This window comes from Phytobacter cepae (genome assembly GCF_054165735.1).
In genome coordinates this window covers 3,498,552-3,516,538 of the sequence record NZ_CM135107.1, presented here as the reverse complement: position 1 = coordinate 3,516,538, position 17,987 = coordinate 3,498,552, and the positions used below count along the sequence as shown (strand labels likewise).

Sequence of the window (17,987 nt, the reverse complement as noted above, 5' to 3'; positions counted from 1 at the left end):
CCGAAGCTCTCCTCTTAACTACGGGTCTCTCACTTACTGAGTAGTGCCGTCGGTTTTGGTCTTCGCATCATTATTGATGCCGTCACCAGTCTGGACTTTTTCGTTGATGTCCGGACATTTACCGTCTTTACACTGAGAGTTTTTGTGAATTTCGTCTTTGCTCAGACTGTCATCACTGATCCCATGTTTGCCATCATTATTCTGATGCAGCATGGTACCGCTCTGCGTACCGCCAGTGTTTGGTGCAAGATTCTCTTTCGCATCCGGGGCAACCTGGCCCGCATCTGCTGCGGCGTTGGCCTGACCGTTATTGGTTTGCGAGGTTGAGTCTGCTGCCAGCGCTGCGCCACTCGCCATGGTGAGGGTAGTCGTCAGTAAAAGTGCCGCTAATTTATTCATTTTCATCATGATGCTCCTGTTCTGGTCGTCATCTGCCGATCGGTTGATCGGTTTAACGTGCGCGAACGAGTTATCACGCTCAGTGGTTAAAAATTCCTGGCATGCAATAAAATGCAGCATGGAATATCGCAATAAAATAAAAACAAAGTATTTACACTTAAAAAGTGTAGTCCTTGAATCAATGAACGCTACTTTCCGGCGATTTTTTGCATAATTCCAGGAATTTTCTGCCCGTAGTGTAAAATCGCGTTTACACTCCTTGACCGACAAGATAGATTGGATGGATTGCATTCATTAAAAATAGTTGGCAAAGCTGGAACGAACATGACTTATCAGAACGATGACTTACGTATTAAAGAGATCAACGAGTTATTACCGCCTGTCGCACTCCTTGAGAAATTCCCTGCCACTGAAAACGCAGCCAATACGGTTTCCCATGCCCGTGCTGCCATCCACAGCATTTTGCGCGGTAGCGATGACCGCCTGCTGGTGGTGATTGGTCCTTGCTCCATTCACGATCCTGCGGCGGCTAAAGAGTACGCTGCGCGTCTGCTGACGCTGCGTGAGGAGCTCAAAGGCGAACTGGAAGTGGTGATGCGTGTTTACTTCGAAAAACCACGGACCACCGTTGGCTGGAAAGGGTTAATTAACGATCCGCACATGGATAACAGCTTCCAGATCAACGACGGCCTGCGCATTGCCCGTAAGCTGCTGCTCGAAATCAACGATAGCGGCCTGCCCGCAGCCGGTGAGTTTCTCGATATGATCACGCCGCAATACCTGGCGGATTTAATGAGCTGGGGAGCCATTGGTGCCCGCACCACTGAATCTCAGGTGCATCGTGAACTGGCTTCCGGTCTCTCATGCCCGGTGGGTTTCAAAAACGGGACGGATGGCACCATCAAAGTCGCCATCGATGCCATTAATGCTGCCAGCGCGCCGCACTGCTTCCTCTCCGTCACTAAGTGGGGCCACTCCGCGATTGTAAATACGGCGGGTAACGGCGACTGCCATATTATTTTGCGTGGCGGAAAAGAGCCTAACTACAGCGCTGCCCACGTTAAAGAAGTCAAGCAAGGGTTGGAAAAGGCAGGTCTGAAAGCGCAGGTGATGATTGACTTCAGCCACGCAAACTCCAGCAAGCAGTTCAAAAAGCAGATGGACGTGGGGACGGATGTTTGTGGTCAGATTGCCGGTGGTGAAAACGCCATTATGGGCGTGATGATTGAGAGCCATCTGGTGGAAGGCAATCAGAATCTGGAAAGCAGTGAACCGCTGGTTTACGGCAAAAGCGTAACCGATGCCTGTATCGGCTGGGAAGATACGGAAATCGTGTTGCGTCAGCTGGCAGAAGCAGTAAAAGCCCGCCGCAAATAAATACACTTCATCCTTTGGCCTGTCTCTTTGTTGGCCGCACTCAGAAACCCCAGTCACATAGTTACCTATGCTCCTGGGGATTTCTTCCTTTGCCGCCTCGACACAGCCTCAAATGATTTTGTGTATTGGCCCACAAAGAAAAAAAGCGTGGATGGCTCCACGCTTTTTTATATCTGGCGAAAAATTACTTCGCTTTACCCTGGTTAGCGACAGCCGCCGCTTTTGCTGCGATTTCGTCAGCATTGCCCAGGTAATAATGTTTGATCGGCTTGAAGTTTTCATCGAACTCATACACCAGCGGTACGCCCGTCGGGATGTTCAGCTCAAGAATTTCGTCTTCGCCCATGTTGTCCAGGTACTTCACCAGCGCACGCAGGGAGTTACCGTGAGCTGCGATGATGACACGCTCGCCGCTTTTCAGACGTGGCAGAATGGTTTCATTCCAGTAAGGCACAACGCGCTCAATGGTCAGCGCCAGGCTTTCCGTCTGCGGCAGCTCTTTGTCGGTCAGTTTTGCATAACGCGGGTCGTGGCCCGGGTAACGCTCATCATCTTTCGTCAGCTCCGGCGGGGTCACTGCGAAGCCGCGACGCCATTGTTTAACCTGCTCGTCGCCGTACTTCTCAGCGGTTTCCGCTTTGTTCAGACCCTGCAGCGCGCCGTAGTGACGTTCGTTCAGCTTCCAGGATTTCTCAACCGGCAGCCAGGCCTGATCCAGTTCGTCCAGTACGTTCCACAGAGTGTGGATAGCACGTTTCAGCACCGAGGTATAAGCAAAATCGAAGCTGAAGCCTTCATCTTTCAACAGCTTACCTGCTGCTTTTGCTTCGCCCACGCCTTTTTCTGACAGATCAACGTCGTACCAACCGGTGAAGCGGTTTTCATTGTTCCACTGACTTTCGCCGTGACGAACCAGAACCAGCTTAGTTACAGCCATACACTTACTCCTCATAAGCCTGATTGAATGATAACAATTCTCATTATATTGCTGCAGGATAAGCCGCAGCAACGATTACCCTTAACCATAGCGAAAATAGTCGCGCAGTGTAAGCTGCTTGTGAATCGGCGGTTGCCATTTTGTCGATAACTGGCGGATATTTCAGCACTATGGGCAAAAAAAACCCTCCGAACGGAGGGCTTTGCATCATGCCGGGATGAAGTGGTACGCCGTCAGGCTGACATACTGGTCGCCGGGCTGAAGTACGCAGTCTGGTTGTGGGAAGTCAGGACGATTGGGACTGTCGGGTAAGAATTCACTTTCAAGCGCCAGACCCTGCCAGGCGCTGTAGACGTTATTACCCCGTGCCGGTGTCCCTTCCAGATAATTCCCGGAATAGAACTGCAATGCAGGCGCGGTGGTATAAACCGCCATCTGCAACTGCTTATCGGCAGACCATAACTGTGCTGCCGGTGTGGTGAAATCGCCTTTGGCCTGCAGTAAAAACGCGTGATCGTAGCCTTTCACTGCCCGCTGATCGTCATCGCTGAGAAACTCAAGCGCGATTGTTTTCGGCTGACGGAAATCGAAGCTGGTCAACGCCACCTTCTTCAATGAGTCAACCGGGATGCCCATCTCGTCTACAGGTAAATACTCATCCGCCAGTAGCTGCAGCGTGTGGTTACGCACATCACCCTGTTCGCCGTCGAGGTTGAAATAGGCGTGGTTGGTGAGGTTTACCGGACAGGCTTTGTCCGTCGTGGCACAGTATTCAATGGTAAGACGGTTATCGTCACCCAATCGATACAATACGCTGGCGCTCAGATTACCCGGAAAGCCCTGATCGCCATCGGGAGAACGCAATGACAACAGCGCTTCGCCGTCGTTCTGGCGTTCGATTTTCCAACGGCGCTTATCGAATCCTTCCGGCCCACCGTGTAACTGATTCTCTCCCTGGCTTGGGGTGAGGAAATAGGTTTCATCCCCCAGGGTGAACTGGCTCTTTGCGATGCGGTTAGCATAGCGGCCCACCGAGGCCCCCAGAAAAGCGGTTTGCTCGATGTAGTGTTCAGGCGTTGCACAGCCCAGCAGGGCCTCGCGGACGCTGCCGTCTTTCATCGGCACGCGCGCGGATAATAAGGTTGCGCCCCAGTCCATAACGGTGACGACCATACCTGCGCTGTTGCGCAGCGTGATCACACGAAAGGGCAGGCCGTCTGGTGCGGCCCCTGTCGTTTCATTTAGCACTGTCCTGCTCCCTGTGATGGTTTACAGACATAGAAGGTTTCTTTGATACCGGTTTTCGCCTCGTATTGCGCTTCCACGGCCTGCTGGACGGTGGAGACCAGCGATTCCGGTACCAGAGAGACGATGCAGCCGCCGAAGCCACCGCCGGTCATACGCACGCCGCCCTTATCGCCAATGGCCGCTTTAACAATCTCAACCAACGTATCAATTTGTGGGACGGTGATTTCGAAGTCGTCACGCATAGAGGCATGTGATTCAGCCATCAGCTCACCCATGCGTTTCAAATCGCCTTTTTCCAGTGCGGAAGCCGCTTCAACGGTGCGGGCGTTTTCGGTCAACACATGGCGAACGCGTTTTGCCACCACCGGATCAAGCTCATGGGCGACGGCATTAAACTGGTCGATATTCACGTCACGCAGGGCTTTTTGCTGGAAGAAGCGGGCACCGGTTTCACACTGCTCGCGGCGGGTGTTGTATTCGCTACCCACCAGCGTGCGTTTGAAATTACTGTTAATAATGATAATAGCGACGCCTTCCGGCAGGGAAACGGCCTTCGTCCCGAGAGAACGACAGTCAATCAGCAGCGCATGATCTTTTTTACCCAGCGCAGAAATCAGCTGATCCATAATGCCGCAGTTGCAGCCGACAAACTGGTTCTCCGCTTCCTGACCATTAAGCGCGATTTGCGCGCCGTCCAGCGGCAGGTGATAGAGCTGCTGGAAAACGGTACCGACCGCCACTTCCAGCGAAGCGGATGAGCTTAGCCCCGCGCCCTGTGGAACGTTGCCGCTGATCACCAGATCCGCGCCGTGGAAGTTATTGTTGCGCTGTTGCAGGTGTTTCACCACCCCACGCACATAGTTCGACCACTGCTGGCTGTCGTGAGCGACGATCGGCGCATCCAGCGAAAACTCATCCTGCTGGTTGTCATAATCTGCGGCAATCACACGCACGATGTTATCCGGGCGCGGCGTACAACTGATCACCGTCTGGTAATCAATGGCGCAAGGCAGCACGAAGCCGTCGTTGTAATCGGTGTGTTCACCAATCAGGTTGACGCGCCCCGGCGCCTGGATAGTGTGAGTGGCAGGGTAGCCGAATTTTTCAGCAAACAGAGCAAGCGTTTTTTCTTTCAGACTCATTTTTAAACTCCAGATTCGCGAAAATGGACATCACTGACCGCACGCAGGCGTTCGGCAGCTTGTTCAGCAGTCAGGTCGCGCTGCGTTTCCGCGAGCATTTCATAACCGACCATAAATTTACGTACGGTGGCGGAGCGCAGCAGCGGCGGATAGAAGTGCGCATGCAGCTGCCAGTGGGTATTGTCTTGTTCAACAAAGGGGGCACCGTGCCAGCCCATAGAGTAGGGGAAGGAGCACTGGAACAAATTATCGTAACGGCTGGTGAGTTGCTTCAGTGCCAGCGCCAGATCGCTGCGCTGCGCGGCGGTTAAATCAGTGATCCGCTGAATGTGCGCCTTTGGCAGCAGCAGCGTTTCAAATGGCCAGGCTGCCCAATAAGGCACGACCGCAATCCAGTGTTCGGTTTCAACTACCGTACGGCTGCCGTCTTTGCCTTCACGAGCGGCGTAATCCACCAGCATCGGTGAGCCGTAGTGAGTGAAGTATTCTCTTTGCAATCTGTCTTCGCGCTCGGCTTCATTAGGCAGGAAGCTGTTGGCCCAGATTTGCCCATGTGGATGTGGGTTAGAGCAGCCCATGGCCGCGCCTTTATTCTCGAACACCTGAATCCACGGATAACGTTGACCCAGCTCCTGCGTCTGTTCCTGCCAGGTTTTCACCACATCTTCCAGCGCGCTGAGGCTCAGTTCTGGCAGTGTTTTGCTGTGATCCGGTGAGAAGCAGATGACGCGGCTGGTTCCTCGCGCGCCCTGGCTGCGCATCAACGGATCGTCGCTCTCCGGCGCATCCGGCGTGTCGGTCATCAGGGCGGCGAAATCGTTGGTGAACACATAGGTGCTGGGGTAATCCGGGTTTTTATCGCCGGTGACGCGGGTGTTCCCAGGGCACAAGAAACAGTCCGGATCGTGTTGGGGCAGCGTCTCTTTTGACGGTGTCTCCTGCGCGCCTTGCCATGGACGTTTGGCGCGATGGGGGGAGACCAGGATCCATTGTCCTGTCAGCGGATTATAACGGCGATGCGGGTGATCAACCGGGTTGAATTGCGTCATGATCCTTCCTTAATCTTCGTAACCTTGTGGATGGCGAGACTGCCAGCGCCAGGTATCTTGTGCCATTTCATCCAGCGTGCGGGTGACACGCCAGTTCAGTTCGTTATCCGCTTTGCTGGCATCCGCCCAATAGGCCGGGAGGTCACCGTCGCGGCGCGGTGCAAAGTGGTAACTGATCGGTTTACCGCAGGCTTTGCTAAAGGCGTTAACCACGTCCAGTACGCTGCTACCAACGCCTGCGCCGAGGTTATAGGTATGAACACCGGCTTTGCCTGCCAGCGTTTCCATGGCGGCGACATGGCCGTCGGCCAGATCCATCACGTGGATGTAATCGCGCACGCCGGTGCCGTCCGGGGTAGGGTAATCATTGCCAAATATCGCCAGCGAATCGCGACGCCCCACGGCAACCTGCGCAATATAGGGCATCAGGTTATTGGGAATGCCTTGTGGATCTTCGCCCATATCCCCTGACGGATGAGCGCCTACCGGGTTGAAATAACGCAGTAAGGCAATGCTCCATTCAGGCTGTGCTTTTTGCAGATCGGCGAGAATCTGTTCCACCATCAGTTTGCTTTTGCCATACGGGCTTTGCGGCGTACCGGTCGGGAAACTTTCCTGATAAGGGATTTTTGGTTGATCGCCGTAGACGGTGGCAGAGGAGCTGAAAATGAAGTTCTTCACGTTTGCCGCGCGCATGGCGTTTACCAGCCGCAGGGTGCCGTTCACGTTGTTATCGTAATATTCCAGCGGCTTAGCAACGGATTCACCCACGGCCTTCAAGCCGGCAAAATGGATAACTGCTTCGATGGCGTGATCGTGCAGAATTTCCGCCAGCAGCGCCTCGTCGCGGATGTCCCCTTCGACAAAGAGTGCGGACTTGCCACCCAGCCGCTCAAGCACCGGTACGACGCTGCGCTTACTGTTACAGAGGTTATCGAGAATGACAACGTCATGGCCATTTTGCAGCAATTGTACGCAGGTGTGGCTTCCAATGTAACCGCTACCACCGGTAACAAGAACTTTCATTTTTCACTCCATTAGGCGTATGTTATCAACTAACAGTAGCATAACAGAGATGTCAAAACTGTGATATGTGATAAGTTTGTGGAATCGCTTACACTAAGGAATCAGGCCATAGATTCCCGAAAAAAATATATTATAAATCATGCGCATGATTGTATGGTGATGCATAAAGTCTGAAAATGATACCACCAGAAAGCGGGAACGATTGTCCCCGCCCGTGAAACTTAATCAAGCTGATAGCGCCAGCCCTCTCCGTTCGGCACAAACTGCAGGCGGTGAGTAATGCAGTCAGGTGCATCGCTGGCATGATGCGAGACAAAGAGCAGCTGCGTCTCGCCTTCACCAATCAGCACATCGACAAAGCGACGGATAAGCTGGCGATTGAGCGGGTCCAGCCCCTGCAAGGGTTCATCCAGAATCAGCAATGTTGGATGCTTAACCAGCGCCCGGACAATCAGTGCCAACCGCTGCTGCCCCCATGAAAGGCTATGGAAAGGCGCATCGGCCGTTTGCGCGCTGAAACCCAGTATATCCAGCCATTGTTGCGCCAGTTTGCGCTGCTTGTCCGACACGGCCTGGTAAATACCAATCGAATCAAAATAGCCCGATAAAATCACATTACGCACGGTGGTGCTGACGCGATAATCCAGATGCAGGCTGCTGCTCACATAACCGATATGTTTTTTGATATCCCAGATGGTTTCACCGCTGCCGCGACGCCGGCCAAACAAGGTCAAATCGTTGCTGTAACCCTGCGGATGATCGCCGGTCACTAAACTTAACAGCGTCGATTTTCCTGCGCCGTTAGGGCCACTGATCTGCCAGTGTTCTCCCGCCTTCACCGTCCAGTCGAGGTGCTGAATGATCGGTCGATCGTTGTAAGAGACGAGGCCATCTTTAAGAACAATCAGCGGCTCACCCTGGTGAAGCAACTCCCGGGCTGGCGGTGCATCAGGCTCCGGAAGACGCATACCCGACAGTTTTTCACTGTGCGCCAGTTGGGCGATCAGCGCCTGCTCCAGCAGGGCGGCCTTTTCCCCGGTCTCCGTCAGGGCGCAGTCGACCAGCACCCCTGCGTGCTGCACAAAACGCGGGATCTCATCGAAGCGGTTCAGCACCAGCACCAGGGTATAGCCGTCAGCATTTAACTCCGCGAGTAACTCAGCCAGCTGTTCGCGCGAGTGGACGTCCAGCCCGTCGAAGGGTTCATCAAGAATCAGCAGATCCGGTTGCGACATCAGGGCCTGGCAGAGCAGCGTCTTGCGGGTTTCGCCGGTCGAAAGATACTTGAACCGGCGGGAGAGCAGGTGAGTTATCCCAAAACGCGCCGCCAGTTGCTGGCACCGATCGCTCTCTTTGACCTCGTCCTGAATAATGTCAGCGGTGGTGCGCCCGGTATCATCCTCACCGGGGCTTAGCAGGTCGGTGTTGTTGCGTTGCCACTCCTCGCTCACCAGTTGCTGTAGTTGCTCAAAGGAGAGACGCGTGACACGGCTAAATGTGCACTGACGGTCGCCTTTTAGCAGCGTAAGTTCACCAGCCAGGGCTCTGGCCAGCGCCGACTTGCCGCTGCCATTAGCGCCAACAAAGGCCCAGCTCTCACCAGCATGAAGCGTTAAATGGTCAATAGTAAGTGTACGGGTGTCGCTAAGACGAAACGTGCCTTGCGAAATTTGCAATGATGACATGATGTATCCCATTTTTTGCAGCGATAACCACAGGGATACGTCCTCATGCCACGCTTGTCAATCGACTCAGCACAACGTGGCGAGAATAACCTTATCGGCATTGAAATATGCGGTAACGTCGGCCCCTTCTGTGAAATCTTGCGTCTCTGCAACCGGCACCGTGGCGCAGAGTTGCTGCCCGTCGGGCAGGGTCATCAGCACCTCACACTGGGTTTCGCCGCGCTCAATATGGCTGATTCGTCCATGGAACTGGTTATCAGCTCTCTTTGCCAGCGTGTTATCCAGCGTGATGCCAACCCACGGCGCTTTAAGCAGCACCAGCACCTCTTTTCCTTGCTCCAGACTCAGGCGTTCGACGCTTTGACTGGTGATCGCCACCTTCACCGAGGTTTCCCCGTCCGCCAGCAGCACATCCACATGCTGTTGAACCTGCTGGTGGTCCAGCGCCGTAATGGTGCCAAACCACTGATTGCGGGCGCTGGTTTGCAAAGAAAAGCGGGAAATCGCGGCCAAAAGGCTGTTTAACGGCAGGGCATCGTCATCGCTCAATACATCAAATGCTTTTTGCTGGATTTGCCCCAGCAGATCGTAAAGCTCAATCAGACGGTGTCCGTAGCGGGTGACCACCGCACCGCCGCCCCCTTTGCCGCCGGTAGCGCGATCAACCAGCGTATGCTCACTTAGCTGATTCATTTCATTAATTGCATCCCAGGCGCTTTTATAACTAATGCCTGCGTTTTTTGCCCCCTGGCTAATTGAGCCAGTTTGTTCTATTTGTTTGAGCAGGGCGATGCGTCGTGGGTCGGCAAACAACCGTTGCTGGAGTTTGAGGGTAAGAAGAATTTCTGCCTGCATAAGGTAGCGTCCTGACCTAAAACCTCTATTTTTGGCGTAATTCCTTAGCAGCGCAATGACCGTCGCACAAAAGGAACATGATTTTCAACGTTATCAAGGTAGAATGGCCCGTTCACATTATCAGGAGTTGACCATGTTAGAGTTATTGAAGAGTCTGGTTTTCGCTGTCGTCATGGTTCCGGTGGTGATGGCCATCATCCTGGGGTTGATTTATGGCCTGGGTGAAGTTTTCAACCTGTTTTCCAATGTCGGACACCGGGATCGCCCCGCGCAACGCCGCTGATTTTCCATAAACGCCCGCTTCTGCGGGCGTTTTGCTATGAAGTTCCGCTCAAGCCTGCCGATATCTCATAAATTCCTGTAATGCTTCAGAGGTATGATCTCACCCCAGGGAATATCTGGTATTATCGTTATATTGCGATGTATATAACGACAATCACAGGAGTTAAAAATGGCAGGTACATGGTTACGCCTTTTTGCAGGGGCGACATTAACGCTTTCCGTAGCCGGACATGCGCTGGCTGAAGAAGGCAAGATCACCGTTTTTGCGGCAGCCTCGCTGACCAACGCGATGCAGGATATTGCAGCAGCCTATAAAAAAGAGAAAAACGTCGACGTGGTCTCCTCCTTTGCCTCTTCTTCTACTCTGGCACGGCAAATTGAAGCGGGGGCGCCGGCGGATCTCTTTATTTCTGCGGACCAGAAGTGGATGGATTATGCGGTAGAGAAGAAAAACGTCGACACCGCAACCCGTGAAACCCTGCTGGGCAACAGCCTGGTGGTGGTCGCACCGAAAGAGAGCGCCCAAAGCACTATCACCATTGACGCCAAAACCGACTGGAAAAACTTGCTCAAAGGCGGTCGTCTGGCGGTGGGCGATCCGGAACACGTTCCGGCAGGGATTTATGCCAAAGAAGCCCTGCAAAAACTGGGCGCGTGGGAGACCGTCTCTCCGAGCCTGGCACCCGCAGAAGATGTCCGTGGGGCGCTGGCACTGGTTGAGCGTAGCGAAGCCCCTCTGGGTATCGTTTACGGTTCTGATGCCGTAGCCAGCAAAGGGGTGAAAGTGGTCGGGACCTTCCCGGAAGACGCTCACAAGAAAGTGGAATATCCGATGGCTATCACCGAAGGTCACAAAAATGCGACAGTCAGCGCGTTTTATGACTACCTGAAAGGCCCGGAAGCTTCCGCCGTGTTTAAACGTTATGGATTTACGACGCACTAATGATGTTAACGGATCCCGAATGGCAGGCGGTATTGCTGAGCCTGAAAGTCTCATCCCTTGCGGTGCTTTTTAGTTTGCCCTTTGGGATCTTTTTTGCGTGGCTGCTGGTGCGTTGCACCTTCCCGGGCAAAGCACTCCTCGACAGTTTCCTGCATCTTCCCCTGGTCCTCCCTCCGGTTGTGGTGGGGTATCTGCTGCTAATTGCCATGGGAAGACGGGGTTTTATTGGTGAAAAACTGTTTGACTGGTTTGGCATCACGCTGGCCTTCAGCTGGCGCGGCGCCGTTCTGGCGGCGGCGGTGATGTCATTCCCGCTGATGGTGCGTGCCATCCGCCTGGCCCTTGAAGGGGTGGACACTAAACTGGAGCAAGCGGCCCGAACCTTAGGTGCTGGTCGCTGGCGCGTTTTTATGACCATCACGCTGCCATTAACCCTGCCCGGGATCATTGTCGGCACCGTACTGGCCTTTGCCCGTTCGTTAGGGGAATTTGGCGCAACCATCACCTTCGTCTCCAATATTCCCGGTGAGACGCGTACCATCCCGTCGGCGATGTACACCCTGATTCAGACGCCTGGCGGTGAGGGGGCCGCGGCCCGACTGTGTATGATTTCCATTGTGCTGGCCCTGGTCTCGCTGCTGATTTCAGAGTGGCTGGCGCGCCTGAGCCGCGAACGGATTGGGAGATAACAAGGATGCTGGAACTCAATATTACCCAAACGCTGGGAACGCATACACTGCGGCTGAATGAATCCCTGCCAGCCGATGGGATTACGGCAATTTTTGGCGTATCGGGCGCGGGCAAAACCTCACTCATTAATGCCATCAGTGGGCTTACGCGCCCGCAAGAGGGGCAGATCATGCTTAATCAGCGTGTGCTTTTTGATGCGCAGAAGAAGATCTGTCTGCCGCCGGAGAAGCGTCGCGTCGGTTATGTTTTCCAGGATGCGCGTCTGTTCCCGCATTACAAAGTGCAGGGTAACTTACGCTATGGCATGGCGAAATCCATGGCCGGGCAGTTTGATAAGCTGGTTGCGTTGCTGGGCATTGAACACTTGCTGGATCGCTTACCCGGTGGGCTTTCCGGCGGGGAGAAACAGCGTGTCGCCATTGGTCGGGCGCTGTTAACCGCCCCCGAACTGCTGCTACTGGACGAACCGCTCGCTTCACTGGATATCCCGCGTAAACGTGAACTGCTTCCCTACCTTCAGCGGCTGGCAAAAGAGATCAATATTCCCATGCTCTATGTCAGCCACTCGCTGGATGAAATACTGCATCTGGCTGATAAAGTCATGGTGCTTGAGGCGGGGGAGGTGAAAGCGTTTGGCAACCTGGAAGATGTCTGGGGAAGTCGGGTGATGAATCCCTGGCTGCCTCAGGACCAACAGAGCAGCGTGCTGAAAGCGAGCGTTCTTGAACACCATCCGCATTACGCCATGACCGCGCTGGCGCTGGGCGATCAGCATGTGTGGGTCAATAAACTCGATCGCCCCTTACAGGCCGCGGTGCGAATTCGGATTCAGGCAACGGATGTATCGCTGGTGCTCCAGCCCCCCGTCAATACCAGCATTCGTAATATCTTGCGCGCGAAAGTGGTCGCGATCTTTGACGTTGACGGGCAGGTCGAAGTGCAACTGGATGTCGCAGGCCGTACCCTGTGGGTGCGGATCAGCCCCTGGGCCAGGGATGAACTTGCCATCAAAGCCGGCCAGTGGCTTTACGCACAAATCAAAAGCGTCTCGATCACCGCCTGATTCACAGCAGCTCGCTGTAGATAAAGCTGGCGATGCTGTCCGTGGTGTTATCGCCAATCACGATGTTGGCGCGGGCTTTCACCGCGTCATCGGCATTACCCATTGCGACCCCTACACCTGCTGCTTCCAGCATGCTGATGTCGTTGTAGTTATCACCAAAGGCAACCACGTCCTGCATTGAGAGGCCCTGCGACGTGACCCACTCGGTGAGACGTTTGCCTTTGCTGTTACCGCTGCGCGCAATATCCACCTGGTCATGCCAGGACCACTCGCACTCCAGCCCCAGCGTCTGTTCAACGCTGTGCGCAAAACGTTTCAGTTTCTCGGTGTCTTCATCCGTCAGGGCAAACTTCCAGATAGCCTCGACTTCGCTTGCCGCCGCACGCAGAGAATCGACCTGCGTGAAGACCGGACGTTGTTCGGGCGGCAGCGTTTGCGCCCAGTTACTGGTACGAATGACATGGCCGGTCGGTTTTTCGTACAGCATGGCATTGTCGACATACATCAGGCCGTGAACGTCATGGGTGTCCAGCATCTCAATCAACTGCAGGGCCTGCGAAACGGGCAGCGGATCGGCAGTTAACACTTTTTTTGCCTGATAATCATACAAATAAGTGCCATTACAGCAAATTGCAGGTGTATCGAGGGCCAGCGCCTGATAAAAAGGATGGATGGCAACGTGATGCCGTCCGGTGACAATAATTAACTGGTGCCCGGCGGCTTTGGCGCGGGCGAGCGCTTCCAGCGAAGAGGGGAGAAGCGTTTTTTTGGGGGTCAGTAAGGTACCGTCTAAATCCAGTGCAATCACTCGCGAGGTCATGGGGTTTTCCGTGGTCAATGATGAATTTTAACTCTTTGGGATGGTACACCGAGTCGACCTCCGGGCAAAATCTCCAGGCGAAATTCGGCATTGACGACGAAAAAAGGCTATCCTGGTTAATTAACGCAGTATTGAGGAAAGGAGTATTCATGAAGCAAACCGTTTATACCGCCAGTCCAGAAAGTCAGCAGATCCACGTCTGGCGTTTAAATCCAGAAGGTACCCTGACGCTGGTGCAGGTGGTGGATGTCCCAGGCCAGGTACAGCCGATGGTCATTAGCCCTGATAAGCGTTACCTCTATGTGGGCGTGCGCCCGGAATTCCGCGTTATCGCTTACCGTATTTCACCTGATGATGGCGCGCTGACCTTCACCGCAGAAGCGGCTTTGCCGGGCAGTCCCACCCACATCTCAACCGATCGCAGCGGTCGCTTCCTGTTCAGCGGCTCTTACAATGCGGGTTGCGTTAGCGTCACCAGCCTGAACGACGGTATCCCAGGCGAAACCCTGGCGGTTGTGGAAGGGCTGGAAGGTTGCCACTCCGCTAACATCTCCCCGGATAACCGCACCCTGTGGGTGCCGGCACTGAAACAGGATCGTATCTGCCTGTTCACCCTGAGCGAAGAGGGTCAACTACTGCCTCAAGAGCCTGCAGAAGTGACGACCGTTGAAGGCGCTGGCCCACGCCATATCGCCTTCCATCCGAATCAGCGTTTTGCCTACTGCGTCAATGAGCTGAACAGCTCGGTTGATGTCTGGCAGCTTAACAATGCGCATGGCAACATCGAGTGCGTTCAGACGCTGGACATGATGCCCGCGGATTTCACGGAGACCCGCTGGGCTGCGGATATTCATATTACCCCGGACGGTCGGCATCTCTACGCCTGTGACCGCACGGCCAGTTTGATTACCGTCTTCAGCGTTTCTGAAGATGGCAGCGTGCTGGCGATAGAGGGTTATCAGCCGACCGAAACGCAGCCGCGTGGTTTCAACATCGATCACAGCGGTAAGTTCCTGATTGCCGCCGGGCAGAAGTCGCACCACATCGCGCTGTATGAAATTGCAGGCGCGCAGGGGCTGCTGACCGAGAAAGCCCGCTATGCCGTCGGCCAGGGGCCTATGTGGGTGGTAGTCAACGCCGGGTAATCTTCTGGCATAAAAAAACCTCGCCGCGGCGAGGTTTTTTATTGGCTGGCGTGATTACTTCTTCGGTTCAGCAACAACCTGGCTACCCACGCCACGGTTATTGTATTCCCATGCGCGGTTAAACTGGCTGTCATTCAACTGGCGCTGCACGTTGCCTTTGTCATCAACTGCACCGGTGTTGCCCGCAAAGGCGCGACCCGACGTGGCGGCATTGCCCCAGGGTTTTGCCACATTGAAGCCTTCGTTGATCACGCTATCACGAATCACCACCTGGCCGTTGGTGTTGGCATCCAGATCCAGCGAGCGACCCAGTTGCGCGACACCGTCACCCGCTGCGGTAAAGCGGCTGTTGGTGGCAAGGAAGCCGTAATAAATGTTAGACAGGGTTGCCGGTGCGAAAACGTAGGCTTCCTGCTGAGTGCGAGAATTGACGACACGGAATTCGGTGTTGTCGAAGACTACTGCACCGCGACCTGCAACGATATCAACATCGCCTTCAAGGTAGCTGTTCGTCACCTGAGTACGGGTCTGGCGATCGCTGCGCAGGGCGTTTTCCACACCGCTGTTGGTCACAAAGAAGGTGTTCTGACGGCCCAGGATGTTAACGTTGTTCAGTTGTACTTTGTCACCATCGCTACGGAAAGCGACGGCCTGATGGTTGCCCGCATCAACGCTGTCACCGAGGGTATTCTGGATGGTCAGGTTCTGCAGCTGCAGGCCATTGTTCTGGGACCAGAATACTGCAGAGCACATGACGCCAACGGTAGCAGTGCGTTTGCTCTGGCAGTTATCAAACATATACCAGGCCGGTTTGCCCGGCATGTATTTGCCCGATGGATTCACCAGCTTACGCCAGGTGGTTCCGTCCATTTCGGAATCAATGGCGAGGCCAATTTTGACATCAACCGCTTTTTCACCGGTGCCGTAAATGGTCACGCTGCCGGAAGCCGCAGGCACATAGACCGTACCTTCGTATTCGCCTGGCATCACGGCGATAAACTGGCGATCGCTGGAGTGCTTGTTGATTGCCGCGTCAACCGCTGCCTGAATCGTGGTATGCGTTACCCCAGGCGTACCCGCCGGGCCTACCACGAAGTTTGCCTGTGCCGGAACGCGAATAGCGAAAGGCTTCCACGCTTCTGCATTCGGGGTCAGAGAGGCAAAATAATTCGCCGCAACGAAGTTTTTCGCTTCACCCGCAGACAGGATCGGACGCGAAGCCGTACCCGGTGCAGTTTGAGTTGAAGGCTGTTGATCCGGTGGCGTTGAGCTACAGGCGGTCAATGTCACGCCAAAAGCCAGTGCCAGCGTCAGACGAGAAACCGAGAATGTATTCAAGGGGTGCTCCAGCTGTGCAAGTTTAAGTGTATTCCTCAGAAGCCTGCTTTTTTATACTAAGTTGAGCGAAACGGGAAGCCGATTGTGCAAATCGGCTTCAAATCAGCGATTTTTAGCTAAAGAACGCGGTCATGGAGGCGCTCGCCAGCGTATGGAAATGGACGTTAAAGCCGACCATTGCGCCGCTGGCATCCTCATCGACCTCAATGGCGGGCACATCCAGCGCAAAGACGGTAAAAACATAACGATGGGTTTCCCCTTTTGGCGGCGCGGCACCGCCATAACCGGCTTTACCAAAATCGGTTCGGGTCTGTAAGGCTCCCTCAGGCAATATACTCAGTGAGGAGCCAGCCCCCTGTTGCAAAACGCGGGTATCGGCGGGCAAATTCACCACGACCCAGTGCCACCAGCCTGAACCCGTCGGCGCATCGGGATCATAACAGGTGACCACAAAGCTTTTGGTGTTGGCAGGAACATCGTCCCACGCGAGGTGGGGAGAGATATTATCGCCATCATAGCCCATGCCGTTAAAGACATGGCGGTGGGGCAGTTTTTCACCGTCGCGAAAATCCTGGCTGACCAGTTTCATGTTACCTCCGGATGTCGTTGTAATCGCAAAAGAGTGTAGCCCATCCTTGTTCGGTCACGTTTATCTCAGGGGGTAAACAGCGCATCACGCGTCACCGCCGCGTTGACCGCGTCCGTTAAGCGTGTGAGCTGGTCGGGGGAGATAGTGTACGGCGGCATCAAATAGATGAGTCGCCCGAAGGGACGGATCCACACACCCTGCTCGACAAAGAAGCGTTGTAATGCCGCCATGTTTACCGTTCTTGTGGTCTCAATCACCCCTATGGCACCCAATACGCGCACGTCAGCAACGTATTCACTCGCGCGTGCAGGGGCGAGGGCTTCACGTAACTGCGTTTCGATAGCCGCAACCTGCGTTTGCCATTCGCCGCTCTCCAGAAGGCTCAGGCTGGCGGTTGCGGCGGCACAGGCCAGCGGGTTGCCCATAAAAGTAGGGCCGTGCATGAAGCATCCCGCTTCGCCGTCGCTGATGGTCCCGGCGACGTGGCGGGTGGTCAGGGTGGCCGAGAGGGTCATCGTGCCGCCAGTCAGGGCCTTACCGAGACAGAGAATATCCGGGGCAATGCCGGCGTGCTCACAGGCAAATAGCTTGCCGGTGCGGCCAAAGCCGGTGGCGATTTCATCGGCAATCAGCAAGATGCCCTCGCGGTCACACATCTTACGGATGCGTTTGAGCCATTCAGGATGATACATGCGCATCCCGCCCGCCCCCTGCACGATAGGCTCCAGGATCACGGCGGCGATGTCATGGCGATGGGCGGCCATCAGGCGGGCGAAACCGACCATATCGTGCTCATCCCATTCACCGTCGAAACGGCTTTGCGGCGCGGGGGCAAACAGGTTCTCAGGAAGATAACCCTGCCAGAGGCTATGCATGGAATTATCGGGATCGCAGACTGACATCGCCCCAAAGGTGTCACCGTGGTAGCCGTTACGGAAGGTCAGAAAACGCTGACGCGGATCGCCTTTCGCCTGCCAGTACTGCAACACCATCTTCATCGCGACTTCCACGGCCACCGAACCGGAGTCGGCAAGAAATACACACTCCAGATTATCCGGCGTCATCGCCACCAGCTTGCGGCACAGCGCAACGGCTGGCGCATGGGTAATGCCGCCGAACATCACGTGGGACATGCTGTCAATCTGCGCTTTCATCGCGACATTCAGCGCCGGATGGTTATAGCCGTGGATCGCCGCCCACCAGGAGGACATGCCGTCGATCAGCCGTTCGCCGCTCTCAAGAATGAGTTCACAGCCGTGGGCCGATGCCACCGGGTAAACGGGCAGAGGCGAGGTCATGGAAGTGTACGGGTGCCAGATATGGCGCTGGTCAAAGGTGAGATCGTCCGTTGTCATAATCGACTTGTAAACCAAATTGAAAACATTTAGGTTTACGATCA

The 17,987-nt window shown here is 54.7% G+C and carries 18 protein-coding genes; 6 read left to right on the top strand and 12 right to left on the bottom strand.

Going from position 1 to position 17,987, the window contains the following annotated elements:
• Positions 1 to 33: 33 nt before the first annotated feature.
• Positions 34 to 405, bottom strand: coding sequence for a protein YbgS (locus ACUY4Q_RS16495; RefSeq protein ID WP_458047369.1), 372 nt, complete (start codon positions 403 to 405; stop codon positions 34 to 36).
• Between the two features lie 318 nt (positions 406 to 723).
• Between ACUY4Q_RS16495 and aroG the strand changes: the two genes are divergently transcribed.
• Complete coding sequence (gene aroG, locus ACUY4Q_RS16490; RefSeq protein ID WP_458043811.1) at positions 724 to 1,776, top strand: 3-deoxy-7-phosphoheptulonate synthase AroG; 1,053 nt, start codon at positions 724 to 726, stop codon at positions 1,774 to 1,776.
• Between the two features lie 184 nt (positions 1,777 to 1,960).
• Here the strand turns inward: aroG and gpmA are convergent, their stop codons facing one another.
• From gpmA to modE, 7 genes are all read right to left on the bottom strand, one after another.
• Positions 1,961 to 2,713 carry a 2,3-diphosphoglycerate-dependent phosphoglycerate mutase gene (gpmA, locus tag ACUY4Q_RS16485; RefSeq protein ID WP_458043810.1) on the bottom strand — a complete coding sequence of 251 codons (753 nt, stop codon included), beginning with the start codon at positions 2,711 to 2,713 and terminating at the stop codon, positions 1,961 to 1,963.
• A gap of 207 nt (positions 2,714 to 2,920) precedes the next feature.
• On the bottom strand, positions 2,921 to 3,961 hold the full coding sequence (gene galM, locus ACUY4Q_RS16480; RefSeq protein ID WP_458043809.1) for a galactose-1-epimerase: 1,041 nt from the start codon (positions 3,959 to 3,961) through the stop codon (positions 2,921 to 2,923).
• On the bottom strand, positions 3,955 to 5,103 hold the full coding sequence (galK, locus tag ACUY4Q_RS16475) for a galactokinase (protein WP_458043808.1): 1,149 nt from the start codon (positions 5,101 to 5,103) through the stop codon (positions 3,955 to 3,957). The genes galM and galK overlap by 7 nt, the downstream gene beginning before the upstream one ends.
• Before the next feature lie 2 nt (positions 5,104 to 5,105).
• A complete protein-coding gene (gene galT / locus ACUY4Q_RS16470; RefSeq protein WP_458043807.1) occupies positions 5,106 to 6,152 on the bottom strand; it encodes a galactose-1-phosphate uridylyltransferase in 1,047 nt (348 codons plus the stop codon).
• Positions 6,153 to 6,161: 9 nt separating this feature from the next.
• Positions 6,162 to 7,178 (bottom strand): UDP-glucose 4-epimerase GalE, encoded by a 1,017-nt coding sequence (gene galE, locus ACUY4Q_RS16465; RefSeq protein ID WP_458043806.1) that lies wholly within the window; start codon positions 7,176 to 7,178, stop codon positions 6,162 to 6,164.
• Positions 7,179 to 7,399: 221 nt separating this feature from the next.
• A complete protein-coding gene (gene modF / locus ACUY4Q_RS16460; protein ID WP_458043805.1) occupies positions 7,400 to 8,863 on the bottom strand; it encodes a molybdate ABC transporter ATP-binding protein ModF in 1,464 nt (487 codons plus the stop codon).
• Between the two features lie 66 nt (positions 8,864 to 8,929).
• On the bottom strand, positions 8,930 to 9,718 hold the full coding sequence (modE, locus tag ACUY4Q_RS16455; RefSeq protein WP_458043804.1) for a molybdenum-dependent transcriptional regulator: 789 nt from the start codon (positions 9,716 to 9,718) through the stop codon (positions 8,930 to 8,932).
• Between the two features lie 133 nt (positions 9,719 to 9,851).
• Here modE and ACUY4Q_RS16450 point away from each other — a divergent pair, with 133 nt between their 5' ends.
• The 4 genes from ACUY4Q_RS16450 to modC all read left to right on the top strand — a co-directional run bounded on the left by ACUY4Q_RS16450 (position 9,852) and on the right by modC (position 12,696).
• On the top strand, positions 9,852 to 10,001 hold the full coding sequence (locus tag ACUY4Q_RS16450; RefSeq protein ID WP_458043803.1) for an AcrZ family multidrug efflux pump-associated protein: 150 nt from the start codon (positions 9,852 to 9,854) through the stop codon (positions 9,999 to 10,001).
• Between the two features lie 168 nt (positions 10,002 to 10,169).
• Complete coding sequence (modA, locus tag ACUY4Q_RS16445; protein ID WP_458043802.1) at positions 10,170 to 10,943, top strand: molybdate ABC transporter substrate-binding protein; 774 nt, start codon at positions 10,170 to 10,172, stop codon at positions 10,941 to 10,943.
• The gene (gene modB, locus ACUY4Q_RS16440) at positions 10,943 to 11,632 is read left to right on the top strand and encodes a molybdate ABC transporter permease subunit (protein ID WP_458043801.1); all 690 of its coding nucleotides are present in this window, start codon (positions 10,943 to 10,945) and stop codon (positions 11,630 to 11,632) included. The genes modA and modB overlap by 1 nt, the downstream gene beginning before the upstream one ends.
• 5 nt (positions 11,633 to 11,637) lie before the next feature.
• Complete coding sequence (gene modC, locus ACUY4Q_RS16435) at positions 11,638 to 12,696, top strand: molybdenum ABC transporter ATP-binding protein ModC (protein WP_458043800.1); 1,059 nt, start codon at positions 11,638 to 11,640, stop codon at positions 12,694 to 12,696.
• 1 nt (position 12,697) lies between these two features.
• Here modC and ACUY4Q_RS16430 read toward each other — a convergent pair whose 3' ends face one another.
• On the bottom strand, positions 12,698 to 13,516 hold the full coding sequence (locus ACUY4Q_RS16430; RefSeq protein WP_458043799.1) for a pyridoxal phosphatase: 819 nt from the start codon (positions 13,514 to 13,516) through the stop codon (positions 12,698 to 12,700).
• A gap of 149 nt (positions 13,517 to 13,665) precedes the next feature.
• On the opposite strand from ACUY4Q_RS16430, the gene pgl reads away from it, so the two are divergent.
• The gene (gene pgl, locus ACUY4Q_RS16425) at positions 13,666 to 14,661 is read left to right on the top strand and encodes a 6-phosphogluconolactonase (RefSeq protein WP_458043798.1); all 996 of its coding nucleotides are present in this window, start codon (positions 13,666 to 13,668) and stop codon (positions 14,659 to 14,661) included.
• 54 nt (positions 14,662 to 14,715) lie between these two features.
• Here pgl and ACUY4Q_RS16420 read toward each other — a convergent pair whose 3' ends face one another.
• The 3 genes from ACUY4Q_RS16420 to bioA form a co-directional block, all read right to left on the bottom strand.
• Positions 14,716 to 15,999 (bottom strand): putative acyl-CoA thioester hydrolase, encoded by a 1,284-nt coding sequence (locus ACUY4Q_RS16420; RefSeq protein WP_458043797.1) that lies wholly within the window; start codon positions 15,997 to 15,999, stop codon positions 14,716 to 14,718.
• 112 nt (positions 16,000 to 16,111) lie between these two features.
• Entirely contained in the window at positions 16,112 to 16,588 is a 477-nt protein-coding gene (locus ACUY4Q_RS16415) for a kinase inhibitor (protein WP_458043796.1), read from the bottom strand.
• Positions 16,589 to 16,653: 65 nt separating this feature from the next.
• Complete coding sequence (bioA, locus tag ACUY4Q_RS16410) at positions 16,654 to 17,943, bottom strand: adenosylmethionine--8-amino-7-oxononanoate transaminase (protein WP_458043795.1); 1,290 nt, start codon at positions 17,941 to 17,943, stop codon at positions 16,654 to 16,656.
• Between the last annotated feature and the right edge of the window lie 44 nt (positions 17,944 to 17,987).

What these genes read in the sequence shown, in the direction of transcription:
- ACUY4Q_RS16495 (WP_458047369.1), bottom strand. Translation starts at nt 405, where the DNA reads ATGAAAATGAATAAATTAGCGGCACTTTTACTGACGACTACCCTCACC.
- aroG (WP_458043811.1), top strand. Translation starts at nt 724, where the DNA reads ATGACTTATCAGAACGATGACTTACGTATTAAAGAGATCAACGAGTTA.
- gpmA (WP_458043810.1), bottom strand. Translation starts at nt 2,713, where the DNA reads ATGGCTGTAACTAAGCTGGTTCTGGTTCGTCACGGCGAAAGTCAGTGG.
- galK (WP_458043808.1), bottom strand. Translation starts at nt 5,103, where the DNA reads ATGAGTCTGAAAGAAAAAACGCTTGCTCTGTTTGCTGAAAAATTCGGC.
- galT (WP_458043807.1), bottom strand. Translation starts at nt 6,152, where the DNA reads ATGACGCAATTCAACCCGGTTGATCACCCGCATCGCCGTTATAATCCG.
- galE (WP_458043806.1), bottom strand. Translation starts at nt 7,178, where the DNA reads ATGAAAGTTCTTGTTACCGGTGGTAGCGGTTACATTGGAAGCCACACC.
- modF (WP_458043805.1), bottom strand. Translation starts at nt 8,863, where the DNA reads ATGTCATCATTGCAAATTTCGCAAGGCACGTTTCGTCTTAGCGACACC.
- modE (WP_458043804.1), bottom strand. Translation starts at nt 9,718, where the DNA reads ATGCAGGCAGAAATTCTTCTTACCCTCAAACTCCAGCAACGGTTGTTT.
- ACUY4Q_RS16450 (WP_458043803.1), top strand. Translation starts at nt 9,852, where the DNA reads ATGTTAGAGTTATTGAAGAGTCTGGTTTTCGCTGTCGTCATGGTTCCG.
- modA (WP_458043802.1), top strand. Translation starts at nt 10,170, where the DNA reads ATGGCAGGTACATGGTTACGCCTTTTTGCAGGGGCGACATTAACGCTT.
- modB (WP_458043801.1), top strand. Translation starts at nt 10,943, where the DNA reads ATGATGTTAACGGATCCCGAATGGCAGGCGGTATTGCTGAGCCTGAAA.
- modC (WP_458043800.1), top strand. Translation starts at nt 11,638, where the DNA reads ATGCTGGAACTCAATATTACCCAAACGCTGGGAACGCATACACTGCGG.
- ACUY4Q_RS16430 (WP_458043799.1), bottom strand. Translation starts at nt 13,516, where the DNA reads ATGACCTCGCGAGTGATTGCACTGGATTTAGACGGTACCTTACTGACC.
- pgl (WP_458043798.1), top strand. Translation starts at nt 13,666, where the DNA reads ATGAAGCAAACCGTTTATACCGCCAGTCCAGAAAGTCAGCAGATCCAC.
- ACUY4Q_RS16415 (WP_458043796.1), bottom strand. Translation starts at nt 16,588, where the DNA reads ATGAAACTGGTCAGCCAGGATTTTCGCGACGGTGAAAAACTGCCCCAC.
- bioA (WP_458043795.1), bottom strand. Translation starts at nt 17,943, where the DNA reads ATGACAACGGACGATCTCACCTTTGACCAGCGCCATATCTGGCACCCG.